Source organism: Exiguobacterium sp. ZWU0009 (genome assembly GCF_000798935.2).
In the GTDB taxonomy this organism is placed as follows: Bacteria; Bacillota; Bacilli; order Exiguobacteriales; family Exiguobacteriaceae; genus Exiguobacterium_A; species Exiguobacterium_A acetylicum.
The window spans coordinates 2917775-2932916 of record NZ_CP018057.1 but is presented as its reverse complement, the minus strand read 5'-3'; the positions used below and the strand labels follow the sequence as shown (position 1 = coordinate 2932916).

Annotated in this window: 15 protein-coding genes and 3 riboswitches; of the genes, 12 read left to right on the top strand and 3 right to left on the bottom strand. The window is 49.8% G+C overall.

Annotated elements, in window-relative coordinates; all coding sequences use genetic code 11:
* Nucleotides 1-54 precede the first annotated feature (54 nt).
* A complete protein-coding gene (locus L985_RS15105; RefSeq protein ID WP_023469546.1) occupies nt 55-300 on the top strand; it encodes a type B 50S ribosomal protein L31 in 246 nt (81 codons plus the stop codon).
* Between the two features lie 35 nt (nt 301-335).
* Here L985_RS15105 and L985_RS15100 read toward each other — a convergent pair whose 3' ends face one another.
* On the bottom strand, nt 336-986 hold the full coding sequence (locus L985_RS15100) for a DedA family protein (protein WP_050676976.1): 651 nt from the start codon (nt 984-986) through the stop codon (nt 336-338).
* A 183-nt stretch (nt 987-1169) separates the two neighbouring features.
* On the opposite strand from L985_RS15100, the gene L985_RS15095 reads away from it, so the two are divergent.
* Nucleotides 1170-1784 (top strand): thymidine kinase, encoded by a 615-nt coding sequence (locus L985_RS15095; protein ID WP_029342777.1) that lies wholly within the window; start codon nt 1170-1172, stop codon nt 1782-1784.
* A 72-nt stretch (nt 1785-1856) separates the two neighbouring features.
* Here L985_RS15095 and L985_RS15090 read toward each other — a convergent pair whose 3' ends face one another.
* Entirely contained in the window at nt 1857-2615 is a 759-nt protein-coding gene (locus tag L985_RS15090) for an alpha/beta hydrolase (RefSeq protein ID WP_047394446.1), read from the bottom strand.
* Nucleotides 2616-2682: 67 nt separating this feature from the next.
* Nucleotides 2683-2784: riboswitch (SAM riboswitch) on the bottom strand.
* Nucleotides 2785-3033: 249 nt separating this feature from the next.
* Nucleotides 3034-3137, top strand: a riboswitch (SAM riboswitch).
* A gap of 86 nt (nt 3138-3223) precedes the next feature.
* On the opposite strand from L985_RS15090, the gene L985_RS15085 reads away from it, so the two are divergent.
* From L985_RS15085 to L985_RS15045, 9 genes are all read left to right on the top strand, one after another.
* Nucleotides 3224-4252 (top strand): methionine ABC transporter ATP-binding protein, encoded by a 1029-nt coding sequence (locus L985_RS15085; protein ID WP_047394449.1) that lies wholly within the window; start codon nt 3224-3226, stop codon nt 4250-4252.
* A complete protein-coding gene (locus L985_RS15080) occupies nt 4242-4892 on the top strand; it encodes a methionine ABC transporter permease (protein WP_029342774.1) in 651 nt (216 codons plus the stop codon). Before L985_RS15085 ends, L985_RS15080 begins: the two co-directional genes overlap by 11 nt.
* A 19-nt stretch (nt 4893-4911) precedes the next feature.
* Nucleotides 4912-5730 (top strand): MetQ/NlpA family ABC transporter substrate-binding protein, encoded by an 819-nt coding sequence (locus L985_RS15075; protein ID WP_047394453.1) that lies wholly within the window; start codon nt 4912-4914, stop codon nt 5728-5730.
* A 22-nt stretch (nt 5731-5752) separates the two neighbouring features.
* Nucleotides 5753-6958, top strand: coding sequence for a M20 family metallopeptidase (locus L985_RS15070; RefSeq protein WP_047394456.1), 1206 nt, complete (start codon nt 5753-5755; stop codon nt 6956-6958).
* Nucleotides 6959-7141: 183 nt separating this feature from the next.
* Nucleotides 7142-7286, top strand: a riboswitch (FMN riboswitch).
* A 160-nt stretch (nt 7287-7446) separates the two neighbouring features.
* Nucleotides 7447-8487 (top strand): bifunctional diaminohydroxyphosphoribosylaminopyrimidine deaminase/5-amino-6-(5-phosphoribosylamino)uracil reductase RibD, encoded by a 1041-nt coding sequence (gene ribD / locus L985_RS15065; protein ID WP_029342771.1) that lies wholly within the window; start codon nt 7447-7449, stop codon nt 8485-8487.
* Entirely contained in the window at nt 8472-9098 is a 627-nt protein-coding gene (ribE, locus tag L985_RS15060; protein ID WP_029342770.1) for a riboflavin synthase, read from the top strand. Before ribD ends, ribE begins: the two co-directional genes overlap by 16 nt.
* Complete coding sequence (ribA, locus tag L985_RS15055; RefSeq protein ID WP_047394461.1) at nt 9098-10288, top strand: GTP cyclohydrolase II; 1191 nt, start codon at nt 9098-9100, stop codon at nt 10286-10288. The genes ribE and ribA overlap by 1 nt, the downstream gene beginning before the upstream one ends.
* Nucleotides 10285-10743 carry a 6,7-dimethyl-8-ribityllumazine synthase gene (ribH, locus tag L985_RS15050; protein WP_047394466.1) on the top strand — a complete coding sequence of 153 codons (459 nt, stop codon included), beginning with the start codon at nt 10285-10287 and terminating at the stop codon, nt 10741-10743. Before ribA ends, ribH begins: the two co-directional genes overlap by 4 nt.
* 212 nt (nt 10744-10955) lie before the next feature.
* The gene (locus L985_RS15045) at nt 10956-11777 is read left to right on the top strand and encodes a DUF6612 family protein (RefSeq protein WP_047394469.1); all 822 of its coding nucleotides are present in this window, start codon (nt 10956-10958) and stop codon (nt 11775-11777) included.
* A 45-nt stretch (nt 11778-11822) separates the two neighbouring features.
* Here the strand turns inward: L985_RS15045 and L985_RS15040 are convergent, their stop codons facing one another.
* Nucleotides 11823-13526, bottom strand: a complete 1704-nt coding sequence (locus tag L985_RS15040; protein ID WP_047394473.1) for a methyl-accepting chemotaxis protein — start codon at nt 13524-13526, stop codon at nt 11823-11825.
* A gap of 188 nt (nt 13527-13714) precedes the next feature.
* Here L985_RS15040 and L985_RS15035 point away from each other — a divergent pair, with 188 nt between their 5' ends.
* Nucleotides 13715-15073, top strand: coding sequence for an alanine/glycine:cation symporter family protein (locus L985_RS15035; protein WP_029342765.1), 1359 nt, complete (start codon nt 13715-13717; stop codon nt 15071-15073).
* The last annotated feature ends 69 nt before the right edge of the window (nt 15074-15142 follow it).

Below are 15142 nucleotides of genomic sequence, written 5' to 3'. Positions count from 1 at the left end.
GGTAACTTACTCTGGCTCAGCAAATGAACCAGGGCGGAAGGAGAGAAATCAACCATGAAACAAGGAATTCACCCTAACTACAACAAAGTAGTATTTATGGATTCAACGACTGAGTACAAATTCTTAAGCGGTTCTACTCGTTCTTCGAACGAAACAATCACTTGGGAAGATGGTAACGAGTACCCACTCATCCGTGTGGATGTGTCTTCAGACTCGCACCCATTCTACACAGGTCGTCAAAAGTTCAACGCGGCAGATGGTCGTGTCGATCGCTTCAACAAAAAATACGGCCGCAAGTAATTACTTGTCGGTTCTTAAAAAACAGCCTGCCTCCATTACGGAAGCAGGCTGTTTTTGTATAGACTGAATTGTGAACGATACGCGAGATACGTCTTCAAGACGAATGAGAAGGCGATTCCACCGGCGATTCCGATTAAATACGGCATGACTTCCGGATGTGCCAAGATATAGTCCATGACTTTGTGGAACGAGAGGTGACGACCGACGAAGTAGCCGGCGCCTAAGAACACGCTGATCCAAATCAACGCACCTGTATACGCATAACTCGCAAACACGCGAAACGGCATTTTCGAGACACCTGCAAAAAAGGCAGAGAGCTGGCGGAGACCAGGTATGTAGTAACCGATGATCAAGACCGATTTTCCGTAACGACGAAATCCGGCTTCAGCGGAAAGAATATGTTTTTCTGAGATACGCATTTTCGGTCCGACGCGGTGTAGTAGTGGCATACCGAGTTTTAATCCGAGTAAATAGCTGATCGTCATCCCGATGCAACTGCCGGCGTAAGCAGCGAGAATCGTACCGACGAGTGGTAGATTGCCTTGATGCATCCAAAAACCGGACAGGACGAGCAGGGTCTCATCAGGAACCGGCAATCCCACGATACCACCTGCGAGAAGGACGGAGAGACCAAGGGCACCATATTGGTGCAGGATGTCGTGTAAGAGATGATGAATCGGGGACACCTTCTTTCGTGAGAGTCTTCTTCTTCAGTGTACAGGAAATAGGGGACGGTTGGAATGAAAGGACAAAAATTCTAGGTAAAGAAAAAATGAATTTTGATTTCCGGAAGTCAACCCTTTTTCTCGATACCGTTTCGGGCTATACTCGTTAAAGTGACTATTTTTAGAGGACGGTGTCGGACGATGATGCATGTAATAAATCAGTACGGCTGGATCGAAGTAATTTGTGGCAGTATGTTTTCCGGGAAATCGGAAGAGTTGATTCGTCGTGTCAGACGGGCGCAGTACGGCAAACTGCCCGTTCAAGTATTCAAGCCGGCAATCGACGACCGGTACCATGAAGAGCATGTCGTCTCTCATATCGGCAACTCCGTCGTGGCGATTCCGATGGCGACGAGTCGTGATCTCTACGCAGCAGTAGCAGAGGAAACACAAATCGTCGGAATCGATGAAGTTCAATTCTTTGATGATGAGATCGTACAAGTCATCGAAGCACTTGCACAAGACGGAAAACGCGTCATTTGTGCAGGCCTTGATCAAGATTTCCGGGCAGAGCCATTCGGCAAGATGCCGGAATTACTGGCGCGCGCAGAATTCGTAACGAAGCTGCAAGCCATCTGTCTTTCATGTGGTGATCCGGCTTCCCGGACACAACGATTGATTGATGGAAAACCAGCGAACTATGATGATCCGATCATCCTAGTCGGCGCTTCAGAGTCGTATGAGCCACGGTGCCGCCATTGCCATGAGGTGCCTGGAAAACCGAAGCCGCTCCAATCGGTGCAGCACCAAGAAAATTAAAAAAGACGAACCGGTCGCGGTCGTCCTTTGATGTAACAGCTGTTCACTTCTAAGTGAATAGCTGTTTTTTTATTATCCCGTTTCCTGTGAGAACCGGCTTGAGCGTTCGATAAAGCGGATCGTCTCACGAACGATCAAATCCTGATCATGATCGAGGGTCGCGACGTGGTACGAGTTCAGTAAACAGTAGCTTCGTTTATCATTCGTTCCGATGTGCTGATGCAGATAATCCGAGCTCGACGGCGGGACGACGTGATCGGTCGCCGAGTAGAGAATTAATGTCGGCAGAAGGATCGATCCCAAGCGTCCTTTCGTCTCATCCATCAGACGGACGAGTTCGAACGCACAACGACTTGGAACGAGGTCATAGATGATTTCGAAGGCTGCTCGCTTAATGTCCGGTGCCCCTTCCGGTAAGTACTGTGGACCGTCCTCGAACGAAAGTGCTTCATAGGATGGAACGGAGAGTGCGGCATTGATCGTAATGATGCCGGCAAACGGAATGCCGTCAGCGGCGAGTGACAGTGCAAGCGTCGCACCCATCGATTGACCGATGACGAAGACTTGATCGCATGTTTCTTGTAAACGTTCATAGCCGTCTTTCAGGCTTTGCTTCCAACATCGAGCAGTCGATTGTTCAAACTCGCGGACGTTCGTTCCATGTCCACGTAAGCGCGGGGCATAGACGGTAAAACCTTCAGCGGCGAATGCCTCACCGACGTCCCGGACACTTTGCGGGGTCGCATTAAAACCATGACAGATTAGAATACCGATCGATCCACCTTGAAGATAAAACGCTTCAGCACCAGTCAATACAGGATAGTTCATCATTACTATTTTTCCTCCATTCATGAAAAAAACTCGTCGACGTCACTGCTTGGACGCCCACGAGTTTTTCACCGTATCATCCAAAGCCGCGCTTTGTTGGTCGGAGCACCTTACAAATTGCAGGTTGCCGTGAAGTCATAGAGCCAGGTCTCTCGTTCACTCTTGATAAATATCATATTGGAATTGTCGGAATAATCATTGAAACGATGGTAGCACGACCAAAAATGACTTGTCAAATCTTTCTTGACGAATCACGATCCGTTCATTAAGCTAATTCATAACTTGTAAATCCATCGATATGCGCCAAATGGATTATTTTTGCAAAGTTGGTTGACTTTTAAAGTTTCGACCCGTAATGTAAAAATTAGTTTTACGACATAAGCAACAACGCAACAACACACATACGAATTTCATACCGCAATACTTATCCAGAGAGGTGGAGGGACTGGCCCTACGAAACCTCGGCAACAGACTCATTATGAGCACTGTGCCAATTCCATCAGACAGATGTCTGAGAGATGAGTGGAGTGGATTCTGCCACTGTGCGGATCCAGGTCTCTTCTTGTTTCTCAAGAAGGGACCTTTTTTGTTGAATGAAGGGGGAAAACGGAATGATTGCATTTCATCAAGTCAAAAAAACGTACGTCACGAAAGATCAGACGATTGCAGCACTCGACGGTGTCGACCTGACGATCGAAAAAGGCGAAATCTTTGGTGTCATCGGCTTTAGCGGTGCCGGAAAAAGTTCACTGCTCCGCTGTGTCAATCTGTTAGAACGACCGACGTCAGGAACGGTGACGGTCGATGGGGAAGATTTAACGCAACTGTCTCCAAAAAAATTACGCCAAGCAAAACAACGGATCGGGATGATCTTTCAGCACTTCAATCTGTTGAATGCGAACACGGTCTTTACGAACGTTGCAAAACCACTCGTTCTCGCAGGCGTCAAGAAAGACGAAATTCGCCGCCGAGTGACGGAGTTGCTCGAATTCGTTGATCTCGCGGACAAGGCGGATCATTATCCGGATCAATTGTCCGGTGGGCAGAAACAGCGCGTCGGCATCGCCCGGGCACTAGCGACGCAACCTTCCGTCCTCTTGTGTGACGAAGCGACGTCAGCGCTTGATCCCCAGACGACGCATCATATTCTCCAGTTATTAAAACGTATCAATGCGGAGTACGGGATCACGATTCTCTTGATCACTCACGAGATGGGCGTCATTCGTGAAATTTGCGACCGGGTCGCCGTCATCGAAGCTGGAAAGTTGATCGAGTCAGGAACGGTCTTCGACGTCTTTTCGAATCCAAAGACCGAGACGGCACGGAACTTCGTCCGGTCTGTCATGCATGACGAGATTCCAGCATCGATTCGTCAGTTGATCGAGTCGCGGAATGCACATCCGATCTACAAGATTCATTTTCTCGGACATCACACCGGGCAGCCGCTCTTATCGCAAGTCGCAAAACGCTTTGACGTCGATGTCAACATCTTGCACGGAAGCATCACAGAGTTGCAGGATACGCCGTTCGGCACCTTGCTCGTCGAGTTGATCGGTGAGCCGACTGAAGTGAAACGAGCGTTACAATACATCGATCAGGCACAGGTGACGGTCGAGGAGGTACTTGCCCATGCTAGTTAATTACAGTGATATCTGGACAGCATTTTTGCAGACGATGACGATGGTATCCGTTTCGCTCTTATTCTCGACCTTGATCGGCTTACCACTCGGTATCCTGCTTGTCGTCACGCGAAAAGGCGCATTGCTTGAAAATGTCCCGCTGTTCACGTTCTTCAACAGTATCGTCAATATTTTCCGCTCGATTCCGTTCATCATCCTACTCGTCGCGATCATTCCATTGACGCGCTTGATCGTCCAGACATCGATCGGAACCGAAGCCGCCATCGTCCCGCTCGTCTTTTACGCCGCACCGTACATGGCGCGTCTGATCGAGAGCTCGTTACTCGAAGTCGATAAAGGTGTTCTGGAAGCAGCAGAAGCGATGGGTGCGACACCGTTTCAAACGATTTTCCGCTTCCTCCTACCGGAAGCACTCGGTTCACTGATCCTGAACTTAACGATCGCGACGATCGGCTTGATCGGGGCGTCAGCGATGGCAGGTGCGATTGGAGGCGGTGGTCTCGGTGACTTAGCGATCACCTATGGTTATCAACGATTCGACACGAAAGTCATGATCATCACGGTCGGGATTCTCGTCATCTTAGTTCAAGGATTACAGACGACAGGCAATATCGTCGCACGAAAAATCAGAAGACATTAATCAAGGGAGCGATTCAGCCATGAAAAAAGCAGTAGCAATTGGAGCAACACTAACGACGATTTTATTTGCCGGGTGCGCAGCATCAGGAGAAGACGAAAAGACGATCAAACTCGGTGTCAGCGGTTCAGACACACAAGTTTGGGACTATGTCGCGAAAAAAGCAGAAAAGGAGGGCATCAAAATCGAGCTCGTCAAGTTCTCCGATTATGTCCAGCCGAACATGGCACTGGCTGAGGGTGAGATCGACGCCAATGCCTTCCAGACGATTTCCTACTTCAACGCCTTCAAGAAGGAACACAAGTTGAAGCTGTCACCGATCGCGACGACCGTCATTGCACCGATGGGGATCTACTCGGATAAATACAAGGATGTCAAAGACATTCCGGTCGGCGGAAAAATCGCCGTTCCGAACGAAGCGACGAACATGGGGCGCGCCCTCTTGTTACTGCAAGAAGCCGGTCTGATCAAGTTACCGGACGACTTCGACGGCAACGGTTCAGTCGATAAGATCGTCGGGAATCCGAAGAAACTGAAAATCGTCCCGATCGTCGCCGGGCAAACGCCACGCGTCTTACCGGACGTCGCGGCATCAATCATCAACAATGGCATTGCCGTTGACGCTGGCTTCAATCCCATCAAGGACTCGATCGTCCATGAGAACGAGACAGCAAAACCATACATCAATATCATCGCAACACGGACGGAAGACAAAAACAAAAAAGAATTGAAAAAAATCGCGTCGCTTTACCAACAAAAAGATGTCGCGGCTTTCATCAAAAAAGAATACAAAGGTAGTACGATCCCGACGTTCGTTCCACTAAGCGACATCGGCGAATAAATTCAAAAGGAGAGTGGACTATATGACGACACCAGTACGCACGACATGGGTAGAGACGATTGAACAAGACATCGAACAAAAACGAGAATCGTATCTTGAGACGAGTCACCGGATTCATGCGACACCGGAAATCGGGAACGAGGAATTCTTTGCTTCGCGGCTCCATGCGGAACGTCTGACGGCTGAAGGATTTACGGTAGAACTTGGTGTCGCGGGGCACGATACAGCATTTTTCGCGAAGAAGTCGAGCGACCGATCAGGCGCAACGATTGCCTTTCTGGCAGAATACGATGCGTTGCCAGGCATCGGGCACGCATGCGGTCATAATATCATCGGTACGACGAGTGTTGCGGCAGCGATCGCACTTAGTAAAGTGCTCGATGAAGTCGGTGGAAGTGTCGTCGTGCTGGGAACACCGGCCGAAGAAGGTGGACCGAACGGTAGTGCGAAAGGTAGTTTCGTCAAACATCAGTTGCTGGAAGGAATCGATGCAGCCTTAATGGTCCATCCGTCCGGACAAACACGGATCACGGGTTCTTCGCTTGCAGTCGATCCGCTCGACTTTGCCTTTACTGGTCGTCCGGCGCATGCTGCGGCGTCACCGGAAGAAGGCATCAATGCTCTCGACGCGGTCATCCAACTCTTCAACGGCATCAATGCCTTACGTCAGCAGTTACCGGACGATGTCCGGATCCACGGAATCATCACGCATGGTGGCGATGCACCGAACATCATCCCGGAATACGCAAAAGCACGTTTCTTCATCCGGGCGACGACACGGGAACGACTGAATGCCGTCACGGAAAAAGTCAAAGCCGTTGCTGAAGGCGCGGCACTCGCGACCGGGGCGACGCTTGACGTCATCGCTTTCCAAAATGAAGTCGATAACCTCGTCTTCAACCGGGCGTTCGACCGTCTGTTCCAAGAAGAAGCAGAGGCGCTCGGCGAAATCGTTCACTTGGACGAACGCCCGGGTCTTGGCTCGACGGATGCCGGTAACATCAGTCAAGTCATCCCGACAATCCATCCGTATATCAAGATTGGACCAGATGATCTCGTCGCCCATACGGAAGCGTTCAAAGAAGCGGCACGTTCAGAAGCAGGAGATGAAGCATTAATCACGGGGGCAAAAATCCTCGCTCGGACAGCACTTCGTGTCCTTGCGGATGAACGGACGCGCGGGGCGATTGCTCAAGAATTCCACGACCGGAAGAACGGGTATTTGTAAGCGGAAAACAACGACTGGACACACTGTTATCAGGTGATCCAGTCGTTTTTGCGATGTAGTCGATGACGAATTGGTGAGAGATGACAGAACTGGAGCGAAATCAAAAAAGAGACAAGACAGAAGCATTTGCGCTTTGTTTTCTTGAAAAAGATATGCTAGGCTAAAGTTGTATAACTCAATAATCCAGTTCTTCGGGGTAGGGTGAAAATCCCAACCGGCGGTGATGCGATCAATCGATCGACGAGCCCGCGACCCATGATGTACGCATCATGGCTGACTTGGTGAGATTCCAGGGCCGACGGTAAAGTCCGGATGGGAGAAGAACGAAACGACGCGATTCAAGCTGTTTTCTGAAAAAATGTTTTCAGGAGACGGTCTCTTTCTGCATGAAAAAATGCAGGGAGCGAACCGTGTATTTCGTGAACCCTTCTATACAGACGCCCCTTTTTCAAGGGGCGTCTTTTTTTCATTTGAAAGGAGTGAACGCGATGTCACAGATGATGAGTTATGCCATGCAATTAGCACATATGTTACACGGACAAACAAGTCCGAATCCAAGTGTCGGCTGTGTCATCGTCAAACAAGGACGCATCATTGGCTTTGGTGCACATCGGTTTGCCGGTGGTCCGCACGCGGAAGTCGAAGCCTTGCGAATGGCAGGAGAAGCCGCCCGTGGTGCTGATCTCTACGTGACGCTTGAGCCGTGCAATCATCACGGTAAGACACCACCATGCACGGAAGCGATTCTACAAGCCGGAATCAAACGGGTCTTCGTCGCAACGGAAGACAAACATGCGATCGTCGCCGGTTCAGGAATCAAACGCCTACAAGACGCGGGACTCGAAGTCGAGGTCGGCTTGTTACGACATGAGGCAGAAGCTCTCTACACGGAATTCTGGAAGACGATCGAACGAAAACGTCCGACCGTGACCGTCAAAATCGCTCAGACGATGAACGGGATCGCAGCGACAGGTGAACAACGCTGGATCACGTCAGAAGAAGCACGCGAGAACGGTCGCGCCCTGCGCGGACGCCACGATGCAATCCTCGTCGGCAGTGAGACGGTCCTTATCGATGATCCGGCACTGACATTACGCGCGGCGTCAGGCATCGAACCGATTCGAGTAATCGTCGATCGCCGTGGTCGGGTCCCGGAGACGGCGCAAGTCTTCCACGATGGTAAAAATCCAACCTACTGGCTGACGAGTGTTCCGCGGGTCAGTCATGATCAAGTGACAGTCCTCGTCGGTGAATATGAGACGCCAGAAGCGATTTTGAAACGCTTATACGAACAAGACATCCGCAGTGTCTTGATTGAAGGTGGACCAACGATTCAAGCCGCTTTCCTTGAGGCGGATCTCGTCGATCGGCTTGAAGTCTATCAAGCCCCATCGATTTTTGAAGGCAATGCCTGGAACAGTCAACACGATATCGAAGATCGGTTTCAAATCGACCAAATCGAAACGGTCGGACCGGATCTCCATCTGACGTACATCCGAAAGGAGGAGACGACATGTTCACCGGATTGATTGAAGAAGTCGGGACCTTAAAACGAAAGATTCCGCGACCGAATGGATTAGCGCTTGAAATTGAAGCGCACCGGGTGCTCGAAGGAACGAAGATTGGTGACAGCATCGCCGTCGACGGGATTTGTTTGACCGTCACGTCGATGAGCCCGACTGGTTTTACGGCCGATGCCGTCCATGACACGATTCGGTCAACAGCCCTCGGCACGTACCGGGTCGGCAGCCCGTTGCAACTTGAACGGGCGATGCCAGCAGACGGTCGCTTCGGCGGTCATTTCGTCAGTGGACATATCGACGGCACAGCACGGCTGATTAGTCGGCGACCGGATGGAGAAGCGATGGTCTATACGTTTGATGTCGGATCGTGGCAAAAGTATTGTATTCCAAAAGGCTCGATCGCAATCAACGGCACGAGCCTGACGTTGCAACGCGTCACGCCGGAAACAATCTCGATTTCATTAATTCCGCACTCACGTCAAGTGACGACGTTTGATCGATTGGCAAGCGGTGCAGTCGTCAATATCGAGTGTGACATGATGGCGAAACATCTCTATCATTTCACGCAGCATGAGAAGCAGACGGACTGGGCAGCATTCTTAGGAGGCGACATGTAATGAATGGATTCGACTTGATTGAAGACGCAATAGAAGATTTGAAGAACGGACGACCGATCATCGTCTGTGATGATGAGGACCGTGAGAATGAGGGCGATCTCGTCATGCTCGCGGAACACGCGACACCAGAAAACATCAACTTCATGATCACGCATGGAAAAGGACTCGTCTGCGTACCAGTCAGTCCGCGGATTGCACAACGACTCGAACTTGCTCCGATGACAGCGAATAATACGGACCCACATGGGACGGCATTCACACTCAGTATCGATCATGAAGACGCGAAAACCGGTATCAGCGCTGAAGAACGGTCGCTAACGATCCAGCGGATGCTAATCGATGGACCGGAACGGTTTAAACGACCAGGTCATATCTTCCCGTTGATCGCAAAAGAAGGCGGTGTCCGGGAACGACGCGGACATACGGAAGCGGGCGTTGATCTTGCCCGTCTTGCCGGCAGCGATGAGATCGCCGTCATCTGTGAAATCATCAAGGAAGACGGCACGATGGCACGTGTGGATGATCTACTTCTCTATAAGGAAGAACACGGTTTAAAACTGATTACGATCGAAGCACTCGTCGCGTACCTCGAGCGTCCATTGACGCGGGAAGCGGAAGTATTACTTCCGACGACGTTCGGAGCTTTCCGGATGATCGGCTATACGACGCAAGACGATAAAGAACACGTCGCTGTCTTGTCGGGTGAAGCGCACGACGGCATGCTCGTCCGGCTGCACTCGGAATGCCTGACGGGGGACGTCTTCGGTTCGAAGCGTTGCGATTGTGGACCGCAACTCGATGCGGCACTCGAACGGATCGAACGAGAAGGTGGAGCCGTCTTGTATTTACGTCAGGAAGGACGCGGCATCGGTCTGATGGCGAAGTTAAAAGCGTACGAGTTACAAGAACAAGGACTTGATACAGTCGAAGCGAACCATGCACTCGGTTATCCGACGGACATGCGTGACTATACGGTCGCGGCCAACATGTTGCGCGATCTAGGCGTGACGAAGATCCGCTTGATGACGAATAATCCGGATAAACAACGGGTGCTCGAACAAGAAGGGATCGAAGTCATCGAACGTGTACCCCATCAAGTACCGGCTGAACCAGAAAATCAGCGCTATCTGAAAACAAAACAAACGAAACTCGGGCACTGGCTCGACATCCAAGGAGGACACACATCATGATCTACGAAGGTTTCTTAACAGGAGAAGGACTACGCGTCGCAATCGTCGCAGCACGTTTTAACGAATTGATCACATCAAAACTCGTCGGTGGAGCAAACGACGCTTTCCGCCGCCACGGTGTTGCAGCGGATGCTGTCGATACAGCGTGGGTTCCTGGGGCATTTGAGATTCCACTCGTCGCGGAAAAGTTAGCGAAAAGCGGCAAGTATGACGCAGTCATCACACTTGGCGCCGTCATCCGTGGGGCGACGTCACACTATGATTACGTCTGTAACGAAGTCGCGAAAGGTGTCGCGAATGCATCACGCGACACAGGCGTACCGATCATCTTCGGTGTCCTGACGACGGATTCGATCGAGCAAGCAGTCGAACGTGCCGGTACGAAAGCTGGGAACAAAGGTTACGAAGCAGCGGTTTCTGCAATCGAGATGGCGAATCTTTTACGGACGATTTAACAAATCAGAAACAGGCTGATGGAAGCTTCCGTCAGCCTGTTTTTTTGCAAAAATCTCACGAGCACTGAACCAAATTTCAAAAAAAGGATAGTAGATTTGAAATTTGAGGGTTCGTTTTAAAGGAGAACGGTAATGGTCTACTAAAGAAACTTTGAAACATTTTCCAATGTTTTTCGTAAATCAGGGTAACGCGTATAAAGGAGGAAATGAATATGAAGAAAACAAGGTGGGTAGCAGCCGGGATTGTCGCAGCATCGATTGGACTTGCCGGATGCCAAGATGGACAGACGGATTCAGGTAGTGGCAGCGGATCTGGTTCGAAGAAGTCGGGGGAACTCTCGAACACAGAGCTGTTAAAGAAAGCGACAGCCGCTCAAGAGGACATCAAATCGTTCCACATGGACGGAACAGTCAGCTCTAAAGCAGGTGAGATGGCGATGGATCAGAAGGTTTCAGCAGATATCATTCAAAAGCCACTCGCGATGAAGCAGACGATGACGATGAAAAATCCTGAAGACGGGAAAGACGTGACGATTGAAAGTTACATCGTTGACGATAAAATGTATCTCTCGCAAAACGGACAATGGATCGTTCAAGATGTGTCGGAGCTAGGCGAGATGGTCGAAGCGATGGAATCATCGGCATCGACGGAACAAAACTTGCAGCTCCTAAAGAAATACAAAGATAATTGGACAGCGAAAAAAGAGGGCGATGTCTATCAAATCGACGTTAAGCTGAGTGGGGATGACCTGAAAGCCTTCATGAAGGATTCACTCGAACAGACAGGACAGATGGCGCAGATGAAAGATGCGATGGATAGCATCGATTATAAAAAGATGAACTACAAGATGACGTATGACGCGAAGACGTTCTATCCGAAGTCACTCGACATGGATATGGTATTTGCGATTGAAAAAGAGACCGAGTTCAATATGAAGAACGAGTCGACATTCTCGAAATTCAATGAGATCGACGAAATCAAACTACCAGCAGAAGCAAAAGATGCGCAACCGCTCACAGGTGCCGGTCAATAAAAAACAAGCCCCTCTCTTCTGATCTGAAGACGAGGGGCTTGTCGTTTAGACTTGGAACTGGCGTAAGACCTCTTTTAGTGACTCCGCCTGTTGTTGACTGACGGAAGTCTGGTTGTGCACATCCCGGAATGCTTGAACGGAATGATTGATTTGTTCCGACATTGATTGTGTGCCTTGCGCTCCATCGTTGACGGTGACGGCGACATCATGGATGACACCGAGCATGTTTGCTGTAAGTTCCTGGAGTTGACCGGCTTGAGCGGCGAAGTGTTCCGCTGCATCACCGAATAATTGTGCGTCATTTCGATACTGAACGGAGGCGTCTTCGAATAAATCATAGTCCTTAACGACCTTCGTATCGATGAAGGAGAGCATCTCACCGGAAGCAGCGTTTAAATGTTCAACGGACTCGATGACGGAAATCGAGACGTCTTGGATTTGTTCGACGGTATCCCGGCTACTTTCAGCAAGTTTACGAATCTCATCGGCGACGACGGCGAAGCCACGACCGACTTCACCAGCGCGTGCTGCTTCAATCGAAGCGTTAAGGGACAATAGGTTTGTTTGTGCGGCGATTGAGAGAATCGCATCCGATAAGACGGAAATTTCTTTGACGGCTTTCGCACGTGTCATCGCGTCCTCGAGTTTACTTTTCGTCTCGGCAAGGATGTGATTCGCGGTCTGTTTCGCTTCTGTCGCGACGACTTGAAGCGATTCAGCACGCCCGCCGACTTCTTGTGCCCGTTTTCCATTTGCTTCTGCGCCGGAGACGATATCATGAATCGTCGCTTCCATATCGACAGCAGACGAGTTCATCTCTTCGGCAGAGGCGGCTGTCTCCTGCATACCGGCTGATAAGTTTTCGATCGTATGGGAAGTCGACGCCATATCCTGATCGAGTTCGCTGATTCGACCGGAGACGTGATGTGAGGTCGATACGACGTGGGTTGCTGTATCATCGACTTGAATGATGATCGTCCGTAAGTGGGCGATGAATTGATTCATCGACTGGGCGATTTGTCCGATTTCATCATCACGCACGACGTCGAGTTGAGCCGTCAAGTCGCCGCCTTGTGTTGCCAGTTCATGCGTTTTCGCCTGCAGTTGACGGAGTGGAACGAAGATCGAGCGTAAAATCAAGACGGTGAAGATGACACCGAGTAATCCGACGACACCGATGATCGTGAAGAGAAGGATATGAGCTGTATTGGCAGAACTTGTGATGGCATCACCATTTATTTTCGCTTGTTGATTATTGTATTTCACGATTTTCGTTAATTGATCAGAGACAGCGAAGTATGAATCACGACTCTCACCTTCATAATAGGTGACTGCTTCTTTTTGGGTTTCTGGTGTACTGAGGGCGAGAAGACGATCAGTCGTCTCATTGAAAGTTTGCCATTTTTTCGTGAGATCATTGAACAGTTCGCGATCGCTTTTTAAATAAATCGTTTTCTCGTATTTCGCGAGATTCGCGTCAACGGTCGCTAAACCGTCTTTGACACGCTTATCATAACCGGCTTTGATCTCTGGATCATTTTCTTGAATGTGTAATAATTCGACACGTCGCAAATCAGACAGTGCCGTGTTCGTTTCATGGGATAAGTTCAGACCAGGAATCCAGGAGGACGTGATGGTCTGACTCTGTTTGTCGACGTGGTCGAGCGAGAATCCGCCGTACAGTCCGACGCCAATCAAGCTTAGCAAAAGGATGGAGGACAATAAGATAAGCTTCGTTTTAATCTTCATATGATTCGCTCCTTTTTTGCAAGATGAACTATTTATTTTCTTGATTATACCTTCACAAGTAAAAAATTTACTTATTATCAAAAAAATTAAAACGTAAAATAGTTTCATGAAAAAATAGTTTGACAATTATCAGTAAATTCTGAAAAAATGGTAAGGAACTACATATCTCATAAAGGGAGGTAAGACGAATGGGAAATTCATTTAGTGAGTGGATTAGTGCGGTGTCCGATATCGTATGGGGACCACCGTTACTCATTCTGTTGGTCGGTACGGGGATTTACTTGACGATTCGCTTAGGATTCATTCAAATTACCAAACTGCCGTATGCGCTGAAGCTTGCGTTTTCAAAGCATCAGGACGATAAGTCAGAAGGTGACATCAGTCACTTTCAAGCGTTGATGACGGCACTGGCTGCGACCGTCGGTACGGGAAATATCGTCGGTGTCGCAACCGCCGTCGTCCTCGGGGGACCAGGCGCGATCGTCTGGATGTGGCTGTCCGGTCTGTTCGGGATGGCGACGAAATACGCGGAAGCGATTCTTGCCGTCAAATATCGTGTCGTTGATGAAAAAGGACAGATGGCAGGGGGACCGATGTATTACCTCGAGCGTGGACTGAAGCAGAAATGGCTCGGTGTCTTGTTTGCCGCGTTCGCTTCGATCGCTGCGTTCGGGATCGGAAACGGGGTCCAGACGAACTCGGTCGCCCTCGCGATGAAATCAACGTTTGATGTGCCACTTTACGTGACGGGGATCGTATTGATGGTACTGACGGGTGTCGTCATTCTCGGTGGGGTCAAGTCAATCGGGAAAGTCGTCAGTCTGTTCGTTCCGTTCATGATTTTCTTCTATGTCGGAAGTGGCTTGCTGATTCTCATCATGAACTATGATCTGATTCCAGGTGCGATTTCAACGATCTTCAGTAGTACGTTCTCAAACGAGGCAATCACGGGTGGGGCAATCGGGGCGGCAATTCGTTACGGTGTCGCGCGTGGTGTCTTCTCGAACGAAGCAGGACTTGGTTCAGCACCGATCGCAGCCGCTGCTGCGAAGACGGACTTCCCGGGGCGTCAAGCGCTCGTCTCGATGACGCAAGTGTTCCTCGATACATTGGTCGTCTGTTCGATCACGGGCCTGACGCTCGTCATGGGAGGGCAGCTCGATACGAAATTGGAGGGTGTTGAATTGACGACGGCGAGCTTCGAAGTCTTCCTCGGTCCTGCTGGGAAATACATCGTTACGATCGGTCTCGTCATGTTCGCTTACTCGACGGTCCTTGGGTGGTCATATTATGGGGAAAAATCGATCTATTATCTGTTTGGTCAAAAATCAATCCTACCGTACCGCATCCTGTTCGTCTTAGTCGCCGGAGCGGGTGCGATGACGACGAACTTGAACATGGTCTGGGCGATTTCCGATGTCTTCAACGGATTGATGGCGATTCCGAACTTGATTGGTTTAATTGGATTGTCTGGTGTCGTTATTGCCGAGACACGACTGTTCCGCGAACAGTTGAAACGAGAAGAAGCGAATCGGAAGGTTTCGTAGGATACATGCTCTAAAAACGAGTTCGTGTATGATGAAGTATGAGAAAAGGGAGATCACGTTCCGGGTCAT